The organism is Bradyrhizobium sp. McL0615 (assembly GCF_049993905.1).
Classification (GTDB): Bacteria; Pseudomonadota; Alphaproteobacteria; order Rhizobiales; family Xanthobacteraceae; genus Bradyrhizobium.
The window spans coordinates 7,973,976-7,988,020 of record NZ_CP188254.1 but is presented as its reverse complement, the minus strand read 5'-3'; the positions used below and the strand labels follow the sequence as shown (position 1 = coordinate 7,988,020).

Here is a 14,045-nt window from a genome sequence, read left to right as displayed (position 1 = left end):
TCCATCTATCCGCTATGCCGCACGATGGATTGCTTCGCTTCGCTCGCAATGACGTTTGAAGGAGCGTGCGCGACGTCGAAAACGACCTCACGCCGGCAAATACCCCCTGATCGCCGGCAGAAAGAAAATCGCGATATTGATCGCGAACCCGATGCTCCAGAGAATCGAGCGCAGCGTCGGGCGATTGCCGAGATAGGTGAAGACGTAGGCGATCCGCACGATCAGGAACAGCACGGCGAGCTCGTCGATCAGGTGCTGCGGTCCGAGACGGAATTCCGCCAGCAGGACCGCGACCGCAAAGAACGGAAACGCCTCGATGCCGTTCTGGTGGGCGCCCAGCGCGCGGGCACGGATCGCGTCCTCATAGAAGGCGGGATCGCGTGGGCTGGCATTGTCGAAATGGCGATGCCCGGTCCATTTGACCGAGACGATCGTCAGCAGATAGAGCATCAGCGTTCCGAAAACGCACCATTCGGCGATCGTCATGGTTCCTCCAGCCCCCGGCAATCGTACCGAACCGACGGTTATCTTGACAAGGATGGTGCAACGCGCGAAGCCATCGAAATCATGACCGTGGTCGTCCCCATAGGAAATGCGAAGCCGGCGCCGGAAGCCATGCCGGAGCGTGTCGGCGTGCTGCTGGTCAATCTCGGCACCCCCGATACATCAGACGCCCGGGGCGTGCGGGTCTACCTCAAGGAATTCCTCTCCGATCCGCGCGTGATCGAGGATCAGGGCCTGCTCTGGAAGCTGATCCTCAACGGCATCATTCTGCGCGTGCGTCCTGCCCGCAAGGCGCGCGACTACCAGAAGATCTGGAACACCGAGAGAGACGAATCCCCGCTCAAGACGATCACCCGCGCGCAGGCCGAAAAGCTCGCCGACGCCATCGCCGATCATGACCACGTCGTGGTCGATTGGGCGATGCGCTACGGCAACCCGTCGATCCGCTCGCGCATCGATGCGCTGACCGCGCAAGGCTGCGACCGCCTGCTGGTGGTGCCGCTCTATCCGCAATATTCCGCGGCAACCTCGGCAACCGTCTGCGACGAGGTGTTTCGGGTGCTCGCCGGCATGCGCGCGCAGCCGACGCTGCGGGTAAGCCCGCCTTACTACGACGATCCCGATTACATCGACGCGCTCGCCGTCTCGATCAACACGCATCTGGCGACCTTGCCGTTCCAGCCCGAGCTGATCGTGGCGTCGTTTCACGGCATGCCGCAGAAATATGTCGACAAGGGCGATCCCTATCAGGCGCAGTGCGTTGCAACAACCGACGCGTTGCGCAAGCGCCTGGGCCTTGATGCCTCCAAACTGATCCTTACATTTCAATCGCGCTTCGGCTTCGACGCGTGGCTGCAGCCCTATACGGACAAGACCATCGAAAAACTTGCGAAAGATGGTGTGAAACACATAGCCGTCGTGACCCCCGGTTTCTCCGCCGATTGCCTGGAGACGCTGGAGGAGATCGCGGAGGAAAATGCCGAGATCTTCAAGCATAATGGCGGCGAGCAATTTTCCGCCATTCCCTGCCTCAACGACAGCGATCCCGGCATGGACGTCATCCGCCAACTCGTGTTGCGCGAGCTTCAAGGCTGGATATAGCTGCCTGAAAATTTTCCGATGCCTTGCCGCCGTTCGGGCCCTGCGAACATCTGGTGGCCGCAAAGCCGTTCCCTAGCTATATAACGATAAACTGAGAACAGCCGGTCGAACCGGCGCCGCGGCCTTGCCGACTCATGATGAGAGACCGCGTCCGGCAACGCTCACCTTGCCGGCTTTGGAGGACTATATGACGGGTTTCGACATTTTCGCGATCGCCTTTGTTCTGCTTGTCATTGTCACGCTGTTTGCGGGCGTCAAGACGGTGCCGCAGGGCTATGACTGGACGATCGAGCGGTTCGGCAAATACACCCGCACGTTGTCGCCGGGGTTGAATCTCATCATTCCCTATTTCGACCGCGTCGGCCGCAAGATGAACATGATGGAGCAGGTGATCAGCATTCCCGAGCAGGAGGTGATCACCAAGGACAACGCCACCGTGACGGTGGACGGCGTCGCGTTCTATCAGGTGTTCGATGCCGCCAAGGCGAGCTACGAAGTATCCAATCTCGATCAGGCGATCATCGTTTTGACCATGACCAACATCCGTTCGGTGATGGGATCGATGGACCTCGACCAGGTGCTGTCGCATCGCGACGAGATCAACGAGCGGCTGTTGCGCGTGGTCGATGCGGCGGTCTCGCCGTGGGGGCTGAAGGTCAACCGCATCGAGATCAAGGACATCGTGCCGCCGGCCGATCTGGTCGAGGCGATGGGACGGCAGATGAAGGCCGAGCGCGTCAAGCGCGCCGACATTTTGCAGGCCGAGGGTCAGCGGCAGTCCGAGATTCTTCGTGCCGAAGGTGCCAAGCAGGGCCAGATCCTGCAGGCCGAAGGCCGCAAGGAGGCCGCGTTCCGCGACGCCGAGGCGCGCGAGCGCTCTGCGGAGGCCGAGGCCAAGGCGACGCAGATGGTCTCCGAGGCCATCGCCAAGGGCGACGTCGCCGCGCTGAACTATTTCATCGCCGACAAATATATCAAGGCGTTCGGGCAGCTCGCGGATTCGCCGAACCAGAAGATCGTCATGCTGCCGATCGAAGCGGTGAGCATTTTGGGATCGCTGGCCGGCATCGGCGAGATCGCCAAGGCGACCTTCGGCGAAAGCGCGGCCTCCGCGGCAGCCGCCGCGCGGCGAACGTCCTCGGTGCCGAACACCGGTCCGACCCCGCCACCGGTCGCGCCGCAGCGGTGAGGTTCGATCCGGAAGTTTATTCTGGTTGGTGAGAGGTTCGTGTCATGGCCGAGATGTTTTCTACCCTGGGCACCTGGAACTGGCTGATCTTCGGCTTCATCCTGATGGCGCTGGAGTTGCTGGCGCCGGGTGTCTTCATGTTCTGGCTCGGGCTCGCGGCGCTGCTGGTCGGGCTGTTGTCGTTTGTCATCAACCCGTCCTGGCAGGCGCAGCTCCTGATGTTTGCGGTGTTCGCGGTCGCGGCTGTGCCGGCGTGGCGGTACTTTGCGCGCAGCGAGGGCAGCCGCAGCCGGAGCAACCCGTTTCTCAACAAGCGGACCGAGGCGCTGATCGGCCGCGAATTCACCCTGGAAAGGCCGATCGTCGACGGGACCGGCACAGTGCGGATCGACGACACCATCTGGCGCGTCGCCGGCCCCGACGCGCCGGCCGGCAGCCGGGTCAAGGTGGTGCAGGCCGATGGTGCGAGCCTGACGGTGGCGGTGGCCTAACGGACTCCCTCGCCCCGCTCTTGCGGGGAGAGGGTCGGGGTGAGGGGCTCTTTCCGCGAGTGAACTCGATCGATAGACCTGTGCCCCCTCACCCGCCGCGCAAGGGCGCGGCGACCTAAGAGCGAGCTTTGCTCGTCTCGACCCCGCAAGCGGGGCGAGGTTGGAAAACGCCGTTCAATGCTGCTTGCTCCACCGCTCGGCGAAGTGATGCAGTGGCAGGAAGCTTTCCATGAGCTCCCTGCCCAGCGGCGTCAGGCGGTAACCGTCGCCGGCCAGGAGCTCGACGAGCCCGGCCTCGCGCAACTCGGTCAGCCGGGCGTGCATCACGGTCGGCGAGGCGTCGTCGCAGGCGGTGCGGAGCGCACGCGAGGTCAGCGCGCTATCCCGCAGCTCCCAGACGATGCGGAGCGTCCAGCGCCGCCCCAGCAGATCGAGCAGGGCCATGATCGGCCGGCCGGTTCGGGAGCCGCGAACGGCAGTTTTTTTGGTGATGGCGGCCGGTTTCGGCATCGAAAGCCTTCTTGCATGTCGCTACAGATAATGTAGCGTATTGCTACGTTATTTGTAGCACAGGAGTCCGCCGATGTCACAGACCGCGCCGCGCATCGCGCCGCTTGAGCCGCCTTATGCACCTGACATTGCCTCCCAGTTCGACCGCATTATGCGCGGCGCGCCGCCGCTGGTGCTGTTTCGCGTCATGGCCGGCAACGCCCGCGCCTGGGAAAAATTCCGCGCCGGCGGCCTGCTGGATCGCGGGCCGCTGTCGTTACGGGAGCGCGAGATCGTCATCGACCGCACCTGCGCGCGAACGGGATGCGAGTACGAGTGGGGCGTGCACGTCACGACGTTTGCGGTAGCCGCTCACCTGACGGAAGAACAGGTCCGCGCCACCGTGCGCGGTGCCGCCACCGAGGCCTGCTGGTCGGAAGCCGAGCAGACGCTGATCGCCGCCGTTGACGCGCTGCACGAGCGGGCGACGCTGAGCGAAGCCGAGTTCGCTGACCTGTCGGCGCATTACGACGAGGCGAAGATATTCGAGATCATCCTGCTGTGCGGATTCTACCGCACCGTATCCTATCTCGCGAATGGCCTGGCGCTGCCGCTGGAGGCGAAGGCGGCGAGGTTTCCGAAGTGAAGGCACCGTAGGGTGGGCAAAGCGAAGCGTGCCCACCATCTCTCAGCGCGCGCGGCGATAGATGGTGGGCACGTCGCTTCGCTCCTTTGCCCACCCTACGAGACCGGCGCTCTACGCCACGCCGGCGCGCAGAAAATCGTGCAGATGCACGATGCCGACCGGCTTGCCGGCGTCGGTGACGATCAGCGTCGTTATCTTCGAGGAGTTGAGGATCTCCAGCGCCTCGCCGGCCAGCACGTCGCGATCGATCGTCTTCGGATTTTTCGTCATCACCTCGTCGACGGTGGCCGCCATCAGATCGGGCCCCATGTCCATGTGGCGGCGTAAATCGCCGTCGGTGACGATGCCGGCAATATGTCCACGTGCGTCGACGATGCCGACGCAGCCAAAGCCCTTCGACGTCATCTCGACCAGCGCGTCGGACATTTTTGTCCCCAGCGGCTTCAGCGGCACCGCGTCGCCCGCGTGCATGAGATCGCGGGTATATTTCAACATCGCGCCGAGCTTGCCGCCCGGATGCAGCACGCTGAAATCGACCGACGTAAAGCCGCGGCCTTCCAGCAGCGCGATCGCCAAGGCATCCCCGAGCGCGAGCATCATCAGCGAGGAAGTGGTGGGGGCGAGATTATGCGGGCAGGCCTCGCGCGCCTTCGGCAGCGTCAGCGCGACGTCGGCCGCCTTGGAGAGCGAGGATTCCCGCTCCGACGTCATCGCGATCACGGCAATCCGGAACCGTGCGGCGTAGCTGATCAGGTTCTTCATCTCCGGCTGCTCGCCGGACCAGGACAGCGCCAGGATGACGTCGTCGGCCGTGATCATGCCGAGATCGCCGTGGCTGGCTTCGGCGGCGTGGACGAAGAAGGCGGGCGTGCCGGTGGAGGCAAAGGTCGCGGCGATCTTGCGGCCGATATGGCCTGACTTGCCGAGTCCGGTGACGATCAGCCGTCCCTTGGCATTCCGGATCAGGTCGGCGGCGGCGACAAAGGGGGCGCGGAGATCGGATTGCAGCGCTGCCGTGAGCGCTGCGATTCCGCCGCCCTCGGCGTCGAGCGTGCGCAGGGCCGACTGGACGGCGGCATCAGCGGGATCGGAGCCGGATGAATCTGCCATCAGCGGTTTCGGATTAGCCATATCTGTTTCCAGGGAAGAGGGGCGTTGCCCCCGGGCCTCTCCATAGCATGGCTCGTCCGGCGATGCGACGCGTACGGCGGCGCTCTCAACGGCTCATTAACCATAATTGTTTTAACTCCATTAACGAAGTGATCCTGCGGGCGTTCGGGGCGTATCAATCAAGTATCTGTTTCTGCTGGGGTATTTCTCATCGTGAGGGCGGGGCTAGCAACCGGCCGGAACAGCCGCGCGCGCGTCTTTCGCGCAGCCGTGCCGTGCCTTGCGCTGATCGCTTTCGCGGGAACTGCGGCGAGAGCACAAACCGTCACGCCGGACCTGTTCAGTTCGACACGCACCAGCCAGGTGACCTCGCCGGATTCGCCGCTGCGCCGGACCGCGGCGGAGGCGAACGATCCGCTCAATAGTCCGAAGCTGCAGGGGAACGACAAGGACAAGCCCGCGCCGTCGCGGATCGGTCAGATCCCGAAATACGGTCTGCCGGCCGCCAGCGGCGCCGCCGATTCCGGCTACGACTCGCTCAACCGCAAGCGCAAAAAGCCAAAGTACTATCCCGCGCAGGCGAAGCCGAAGCCGCCGGTTGGTCCTGGCAGCCCACCGCCGCCGATCGCGTCGAACACGCGGCTGCGGCTTTCGATTGCTCCGTCGGAATCGGCGCACAAAGCGCCGATCCCGCCCGGCATGGCGGGCACGGTGGTGGGACAGCCCCCGCGCAAGCGTCTGCGGCTCGACGACGATCCGTTCGGCGCGGTCGGCGATTACGCCGGGAGTTTCCTGGTCAAATCCGCGGTCGAACTCTCCGGTGGCTACGATACCAATCCCGGCCGGCTCGTACCGGCGCAAGGCAAGCCATTCTATGTGATTGCGCCGGAATTCCTCGCGGTCTCCGACTGGGAGCGCCACGCGCTGGTGGCTGATCTGCGCGGCTCCTTTACCGGCTACGGCAGCAATCTCCCGCCGAACGCCGATGGCACGCCGCTGTCGGCGCCGCTCGATATCGACCGGCCGAACTTCATCGGGCATATCGACGGCCGGCTCGACGTCAGCCGCGACACTAAGCTGCTGGCGCAGGGGCGGTTGTTCGTCTCGACCGACAATCCCGGCAGCCCCAACGTGCAGGCGGGCCTCGCCAGATATCCGATCTACAGCACGGTGGGCGGCACTCTGGGTGTCGATCAAAGCTTCAACCGGCTGCAGGTTTCCGCCGGCGCCGCCGTCGATCGCACCGACTACACCAACTCAAAGCTTACCGATGGGACCTCGACCACCAACGACGACCGCAACTTCAGCCAGTACGGCGGCATCGGCCGCGTCAGCTATGATTTGCGGCCCGGCCTGAAGCCGTTCGTGGAAGTGCAGGGCGATAGCCGCGTGCATGACGTCAAGCTCGACCGCGGCGGCTTTGCACGCGATTCCGCGGGCGGCTACGTCAAGGGCGGCACCAGTTTTGAATTCTCGCGGCTGTTGACCGGCGAAATCGGCGTCGGCTACGCCGCGCGCGATTATGTCGATCCGCGGCTCAATCGCCTCGAAGGCCTGCTCGTTTCGTCCTCGCTGGTGTGGACCGCAACGCCGCTGACCACGGTAAAGTTCTATTCCGACACCACGATCGCGGAGACCACACTGCCCGGCACGTCGGGCGTGCTGACGCACATCTACACCGTCGAAGTCGACCATGACTTCCGCCGCTGGCTGACCGCGATCGGCAAGTTCACCTGGGGGGATCTCGACTATCAAGGCGATAACCGCAAGGACAAGATCTACACGGTATCGGGCGAGGTGATCTACAAGATGAACCGCAACGTCTGGCTCAGGGGCACGCTGCGGCGCGACTGGCTGGATTCGAATTTGCCGGGCAACAGCACGGTATCGACGGTGGGGATGCTGGGGGTAAGGGTGCAGAATTGACTACTCGTCATGCCCCGCGCAGGCGGGGCATCCAGTACGCCGCAGCTTATCCGGACATCACTGACGTCTCTGGAATACTGGATCACCCGCATTCGCGGGTGATGACAGCGGAGCTACCGCGGCAGCGTCGTCGTCCCCATCAGATACTGGTCGATCGCCCGCGCGCACAGCCGGCCCTCGCGGATCGCCCACACCACCAGCGATTGCCCGCGGCGCATGTCGCCGGCGGAGAACACGTTGGGCAGCGAGGTCTGGTAGTCATGCGTGTTGGCGCGGACGTTGCCGCGCTGGTCGAGATCGACGCCGAGGTTCTTCAGCATGCCCTCGTGCACCGGATGCACAAAACCCATGGCGAGCAGCACGAGCTCGGCATCGAGCTCGAATTCGGTGCCCGCGATCGGCTTGAACTTGTCGTCGACCTGGACGCAGTGCAGCTTCTGCACCTTGCCATTCTCGCCCGAGAATTTTTGCGTCAGCACCGCGAATTCGCGTTTGGCGCCTTCGGCCTGGCTCGACGAGGTCCGCATCTTCAACGGCCAGTTCGGCCAGGTGATGCCCTTGTTCTCGTGCTCGGGCGGCGCCGGCATGATTTCAAGTTGCGTGACAGATTTCGCGCCCTGCCGGAATGAGGTGCCGATGCAGTCCGAACCGGTGTCGCCGCCGCCGATCACGACGACATGCTTGCCTTCGGCGAGAATTTCCGTGGCGTCGCCGAGCGGCTCGGAGGAGACGCGGCGGTTTTGTTGCGGCAAGAAATCCATCGCAAAGTGAATGCCGTCAAGCTCGCGGCCGGGAATCGGCAGATCGCGGCCGGCCTCGGCGCCGCCGGTCAATGCCACCGCGTCATACTGGTTGAGCAGCTCGCGCGGATCGATCGCGCCTTGCACGGTGCCGCCGACATGGACGCCGTAATGGAACGTCACGCCCTCGGCTTCCATCTGCGCCACGCGGCGGTCGATGACGTGCTTTTCCATCTTGAAGTCGGGAATGCCGTAGCGAAGCAATCCGCCGGCCTTGGCGAATTTTTCGTAGACGTGGACGTCGTGTCCGGCGCGCGCGAGCTGCTGCGCAGCCGCAAGGCCTGCGGGTCCGGAGCCGATGATCGCTACCTTCTTGCCGGTCTTGCTGGGCGCAATCTCGGGCTTCAGCCAGCCATTGTCCCAGGCGCGATCGACGATGGCGCATTCGATGGTCTTGATGGTGACCGGGTTGTCGTCGATGTTGAGCGTGCAGGACGCTTCGCACGGCGCCGGGCAGATGCGGCCGGTGAACTCGGGGAAATTGTTGGTCGAGTGCAGGTTGCGCGAGGCCTCTTCCCAATTGGCCTGATAGACGAGGTCGTTGAAATCGGGGATCTGGTTATTGACCGGGCAGCCCGGCGTGCCCGGCGCCACCGAACCGGTGCCGTGGCAATAGGGGATGCCGCAATTCATGCAGCGCGCGGCCTGGTCGCGGGTGTCCTTCTCGCTCAGGGGAATGACGAATTCGCGATAGTGCTTCAAACGATCCGCGACCGGCGCATACTTGCGGTCATGCCGGTCGATTTCCAGAAAACCTGTGATCTTGCCCATAAAAACTGACGTCCCTGAATCTCTCGTTCGTCTTGCTTCTTCCCGTCACGCCTCCGTCATTGCGAGGAGCGCTGGCGACGAAGCAATCCATGGTTCGGCTTGTGGCGCTATGGATTGCTTCGCTGCGCTCGCAATGACGGGCTCGTGCAACTAAGCCCCGATCGCGATTTTTGGCTCGGCGTCGGCGTTCGCCTTCATTTCCTTCAGTGCGCGGCGGTATTCCACCGGCATCACCTTGCGGAATTTCAGGAGCCACGTCTTCCAGTCGGCGAGGATTTCGGCCGCTTTCTTCGAGCCGGTCAGCTTGGCATGGCGCGTGATCAGGATGTGCAGCCGTTCGATATCGGACTCCAGCAGATTGGCGAAAACATCGACCCGGCCATGCGCCTCAAGATCGCCGGAGTGATTGTAGGTGCCGGCGTTGATCAGCTCTTCCGACAGCACCGGCTCGAGTTCGACCATCGAGAGGTTGCAGAGCTTCTCGAAGTCGCCGGCCTCGTCCAGCACATAGGCGATGCCGCCCGACATGCCGGCCGCGAAGTTACGCCCGGTCTTGCCCAGCACCACGACAATGCCGCCGGTCATGTACTCGCAGCAGTGATCGCCGGCGCCTTCGACGACCGCGATCGCGCCGGAGTTACGCACCGCAAAGCGCTCGCCGGCGATGCCGCGGAAATAGCATTCGCCCTCGACCGCGCCGTACATCACCGTGTTGCCGACGATGATGGATTCTTCCGGCACGATACCGGAGTTCCGCGGCGGCTTGACGATGATGCGGCCGCCGGAAAGGCCCTTGCCGACATAGTCGTTGCCTTCGCCTTCGAGATCGAAGGTGACGCCGCGCGCCAGCCACGCGCCGAACGCCTGGCCCGCGGTACCCTTCAGGCTGACCTGAATGGTGTCATGCGGCAGCCCGGCATGGCCGTAGATCCTGGCCACCGTGCCCGACAGCATCGCGCCGGCGGAGCGGTCGGTGTTGTTGATCTCTTCCTCGATTCTAACCGGCGCGCCGCGGTCGAGCGCGGCCTGCGCCTTCTCGATCAGGCGGCGGTCGAGCACCTTCTCCAGATGATGGTTCTGCGCCTCGGCGTGATAGATCTTCTGGCCCTTCTCTTCCTTCTGGCGGACGAAGAGTTTTGAGAAGTCGAGCCCCTTGGCCTTCCAGTGCGCGACCAGCGTGGACTGGTCGAGCATCTGGGTCTGGCCGATCATCTCGTCGAACTTCTTGTAGCCGAGCTGCGCCATGATCTCGCGTACCTCTTCGGCGACGAAGAAGAAGTAGTTGATGACATGCTCGGGCTGGCCGGTGAAGCGCTTGCGCAGCACCGGATCCTGCGTCGCGACGCCGACCGGGCAGGTGTTGAGATGGCACTTGCGCATCATGATGCAGCCGGCCGCGATCAGCGGCGCGGTGGCGAAGCCGAACTCGTCGGCGCCAAGCAGTGCGCCGATCACGACGTCGCGCCCGGTGCGGAAGCCGCCGTCGACCTGGACCACGATGCGGCTGCGCAGCCGCTCGCGCACCAGCGTCTGGTGGGTTTCGGCAAGGCCGATCTCCCACGGGCTGCCCGCGTGCTTGATCGAGGTGAGGGGAGACGCGCCGGTGCCGCCCTCGAAGCCCGCGATGGTGACATGGTCGGCGCGCGCTTTCGCGACGCCCGCGGCCACCGTGCCGACGCCGATTTCGGAAACCAGCTTGACCGAGACCTGACCGTCCGGATTGACGTTCTTGAGGTCGTAGATCAGCTGCGCCAGATCCTCGATCGAATAGATGTCGTGATGCGGCGGCGGCGAAATCAGACCGACGCCGGGCGTCGAGTGCCGAACGCGCGCAATGGTCGCGTCGACCTTGTGGCCGGGCAACTGGCCGCCTTCGCCGGGCTTGGCGCCCTGCGCCATCTTGATCTGCATCATGTCGGAGTTGACGAGATACTCCGTCGTCACGCCGAAGCGGCCGGAGGCGACCTGCTTGATCGCCGAACGCATGCTGTCGCCGTTCGGCAGCGGCTTGAAGCGATCGGATTCTTCACCGCCTTCGCCGGTGTTCGACTTGCCGCCGATCCGGTTCATGGCGATCGCGAGCGTCGTATGCGCCTCGCGCGAGATCGAGCCGAACGACATGGCTCCCGTGGCGAAACGCTTGACGATGTCCTTGGCGGGCTCGACCTGGTCGAGCTTCACCGGCTTGCGCTTCTCGTCTTCGGCGGTCTTGAGCCGGAACAGGCCGCGCAGCGTTAACAGCCGCTCGGACTGCTCATTGAGGATCTTTGCAAACGCCCGGTAGCGCTCCAGCGAGTTGCCGCGCACGGCATGCTGCAGCGTGGAAACGGATTCCGCGGTCCATGCATGGTCCTCGCCGCGGGTCCGGTAGGCATATTCGCCGCCGACATCGAGCGCGGTCTTGTAGACCTGCGCATCGCCGAACGCGTCGGTATGGCGGCGCGCGGTTTCCTCGGCGATCTCGGCCAGGCCCACGCCCTCGATGCGGGTGTGGGTGCCGGCAAAGTACTTGGCGACGAAATCGGCCTTCAGTCCGACGGCGTCAAAAATCTGCGCGCCGCAATAGGACTGGTAGGTCGAGATGCCCATCTTGGACATCACCTTCAACAGGCCCTTGCCGATCGACTTGATGTAGCGCTTGACGATCTCGTAGTCGTCGAGCGAGCCGGGCAGCCGGTCCTTCATGGCGATGATGGTTTCGAACGCCAGATATGGATTGATCGCCTCGGCGCCGTAGCCGGCCAGGCACGCGAAATGATGCACTTCGCGCGGCTCGCCGGACTCGACGACGAGCCCGACCGAGGTGCGCAATCCTGTGCGGATCAGATGATGATGCACGGCGGCGCAGGCCAAAAGCGAGGGGATCGGAATCCGGTCCGAGCCCGCCATGCGGTCGGACAGGATGATGATGTTGACACCTTCGCGCACCGCGCCTTCGGCGCGCGCGCAGAGTTCGTCGAGCACCTGCTCCATGCCCGCCGCGCCGAAGCCGGCATGGAAGGTGGTGTCGAGCGTGCGCGACTTGAAATGGGTGTCCGCGACATCGGAGATCGAGCGGATCTTCTCCAGGTCCGCATCGGTGAGGATCGGCTGCCGCACCTCGAGCCGCTTGGTCGAGGCCATGCCCTGCAGGTCGAACAGGTTCGGCCGCGGCCCGATGATCGAGACGAGGCTCATGACGAGCTCCTCGCGGATCGGATCGATCGGCGGGTTGGTGACCTGCGCGAAGTTCTGCTTGAAGTACGTAAAGAGCGGCTTCGGCCGGTCCGACAGCGCCGAGATCGGCGTGTCGTTGCCCATCGAACCGGCGGCTTCTTCGCCGGTCGCCGCCATCGGCGTCATCAGGATGGTGATGTCTTCCTGCGAATAGCCGAACGCCTGCTGCCGGTCGAGCAGCGGCAGGTTCGAGCGCATGCCCTTGGTGGCCGCGTCAGGCAATTCTTCCAGCACGAGCTGGGTGCGATGCAGCCAGTCGCTGTAGGGATGGCTCTTGGCCAGCGTCGCCTTGATCTCGTCGTCGGGGATCAGGCGTCCCTGTTCGAGGTCGACCAGCAGCATCTTCCCGGGCTGCAGCCGCCACTTGGTGATGATTTCGTCCTCGGGAATCTTCAGCACGCCCATTTCGGACGCCATCACGATCCGGTCGTCCTTGGTGACGAGATAGCGCGCCGGACGTAAGCCGTTGCGGTCGAGCGTAGCGCCGATCTGGCGGCCGTCGGTGAACGCGATCGCGGCGGGGCCGTCCCACGGCTCCATCAGCGCGGCGTGATATTCGTAGAAGGCGCGGCGCTGCTCATCCATCAGGGGATTGCCGGCCCACGCTTCCGGAATCATCATCATGACGGCGTGCGGCAGCGAGTAGCCGCCCTGCACCAGGAATTCGAGCGCGTTGTCGAAGCAGGCGGTGTCGCTCTGGCCTTCGTAGGAGATCGGCCACAGACGGCTGATGTCCTTGCCGTAGAGCTCCGAATGCACGGAAGCCTGGCGCGCCGCCATCCAGTTGACGTTGCCGCGCAGCGTGTTGATTTCGCCGTTATGGGCGATCATCCGGTAGGGATGCGCGAGCGACCAGGTTGGGAAGGTGTTGGTCGAGAAGCGCTGATGCACCAGCGCCAGCGCGCTCTCGAAATCCGCTTCATGCAGGTCGGGATAGTACTTGCCGAGTTGGTCGGCGAGGAACATGCCCTTGTAGATCACGGTGCGGCACGACAGCGAGACCGGATAATAGCCGGCGAGCCCGCGCTCCCGGCGCTGATAGATCGCCTGCGAGATCGACTTGCGCAGGATGTAGAGTCTGCGCTCGAATTCGTCCTCGGTCTTCGCCGTGCCGTTGCGGCCGATGAACACCTGCATGTGATAGGGCTCGGTCGGCTTGACGGTGACGCCGAGCGAGGCGTTGTCGGACGGCACGTCGCGCCAGCCGAGCAGCACGAGGCCCTCTTCCTTGATCTGTTCGGCGATGATGCTCTGGATCACTTTTCGCCACGCCGTCTCCTTCGGCATGAACAGCGCGCCGATGGCATAGTGGCCGGGCTCCGGCAGCTTGAAGCCGAGGGCTGCGGTCTTGCGGGCGAAGAAGGCATGCGGGATCTGCACCAGAATGCCGGCGCCGTCGCCGGCGCGCGGATCGGCGCCGACCGCGCCGCGATGCTCGAGGTTGCAGAGAATGCTGATCGCGTCGGAGACGATCTGATGCGACTTCTTGCCCTTGATGTTGGCGATGAAGCCAACGCCGCAGGAATCCTTCTCCATCGAGAGGTCGTACATGCCCACGGCCGGCGGACGCCAGTCATGCTCGCGCGGAGAATCTTCGAGCAAAGTGTCGACCGGTTTCGAAGCCGCGGTCGCCGACAGTGTTTCTGCCACGATGTTTTCGCGCTCGAATTCCGACCCGCTCATCTTATTCCTCTCAAAAAGGCTAAGGGCCTCACCACATCGTCGGCGCACCTTGGACGCTTGCGGCACCCACCGGGCCACCGCTCGTCCTCCGCGAGCCGCAATTTCTTAAATTCAGGCCT

General features: G+C 64.0%; 10 protein-coding genes. 5 read left to right on the top strand and 5 right to left on the bottom strand.

All coding sequences use genetic code 11. The annotated features are described in order from the left end of the window. Positions 1–87: 87 nt before the first annotated feature. Positions 88–486 carry an MAPEG family protein gene (locus ACPPVP_RS38460; RefSeq protein ID WP_426528740.1) on the bottom strand — a complete coding sequence of 133 codons (399 nt, stop codon included), beginning with the start codon at positions 484–486 and terminating at the stop codon, positions 88–90. 81 nt (positions 487–567) lie between these two features. Here ACPPVP_RS38460 and hemH point away from each other — a divergent pair, with 81 nt between their 5' ends. The 3 genes from hemH to ACPPVP_RS38445 all read left to right on the top strand — a co-directional run bounded on the left by hemH (position 568) and on the right by ACPPVP_RS38445 (position 3,285). Further along, the gene (gene hemH, locus ACPPVP_RS38455) at positions 568–1,605 is read left to right on the top strand and encodes a ferrochelatase (protein ID WP_426528739.1); all 1,038 of its coding nucleotides are present in this window, start codon (positions 568–570) and stop codon (positions 1,603–1,605) included. Positions 1,606–1,792: 187 nt separating this feature from the next. Further along, entirely contained in the window at positions 1,793–2,794 is a 1,002-nt protein-coding gene (locus ACPPVP_RS38450; protein ID WP_426528738.1) for an SPFH domain-containing protein, read from the top strand. A gap of 44 nt (positions 2,795–2,838) precedes the next feature. Continuing rightward, on the top strand, positions 2,839–3,285 hold the full coding sequence (locus ACPPVP_RS38445; RefSeq protein WP_426528737.1) for an NfeD family protein: 447 nt from the start codon (positions 2,839–2,841) through the stop codon (positions 3,283–3,285). A gap of 174 nt (positions 3,286–3,459) precedes the next feature. Here ACPPVP_RS38445 and ACPPVP_RS38440 read toward each other — a convergent pair whose 3' ends face one another. Further along, positions 3,460–3,795 (bottom strand): winged helix-turn-helix transcriptional regulator, encoded by a 336-nt coding sequence (locus ACPPVP_RS38440; RefSeq protein ID WP_426528736.1) that lies wholly within the window; start codon positions 3,793–3,795, stop codon positions 3,460–3,462. A 73-nt stretch (positions 3,796–3,868) separates the two neighbouring features. Between ACPPVP_RS38440 and ACPPVP_RS38435 the strand changes: the two genes are divergently transcribed. Continuing rightward, the gene (locus ACPPVP_RS38435) at positions 3,869–4,420 is read left to right on the top strand and encodes a carboxymuconolactone decarboxylase family protein (protein WP_426528735.1); all 552 of its coding nucleotides are present in this window, start codon (positions 3,869–3,871) and stop codon (positions 4,418–4,420) included. 111 nt (positions 4,421–4,531) lie between these two features. Here ACPPVP_RS38435 and ACPPVP_RS38430 read toward each other — a convergent pair whose 3' ends face one another. Continuing rightward, a complete protein-coding gene (locus ACPPVP_RS38430; protein WP_426528734.1) occupies positions 4,532–5,551 on the bottom strand; it encodes a KpsF/GutQ family sugar-phosphate isomerase in 1,020 nt (339 codons plus the stop codon). A gap of 192 nt (positions 5,552–5,743) precedes the next feature. On the opposite strand from ACPPVP_RS38430, the gene ACPPVP_RS38425 reads away from it, so the two are divergent. Next, positions 5,744–7,456: an outer membrane beta-barrel protein gene (locus tag ACPPVP_RS38425; RefSeq protein WP_426528733.1), complete on the top strand. Its 1,713-nt coding sequence runs from the start codon at positions 5,744–5,746 to the stop codon at positions 7,454–7,456. Between the two features lie 113 nt (positions 7,457–7,569). Here the strand turns inward: ACPPVP_RS38425 and ACPPVP_RS38420 are convergent, their stop codons facing one another. Together ACPPVP_RS38420 and gltB are read right to left on the bottom strand one after the other, a co-directional pair. Then, positions 7,570–9,027, bottom strand: a complete 1,458-nt coding sequence (locus ACPPVP_RS38420) for a glutamate synthase subunit beta (protein ID WP_426528732.1) — start codon at positions 9,025–9,027, stop codon at positions 7,570–7,572. 150 nt (positions 9,028–9,177) lie between these two features. After that, on the bottom strand, positions 9,178–13,926 hold the full coding sequence (gene gltB / locus ACPPVP_RS38415) for a glutamate synthase large subunit (RefSeq protein WP_426528731.1): 4,749 nt from the start codon (positions 13,924–13,926) through the stop codon (positions 9,178–9,180). Positions 13,927–14,045: the final 119 nt, after the last annotated feature.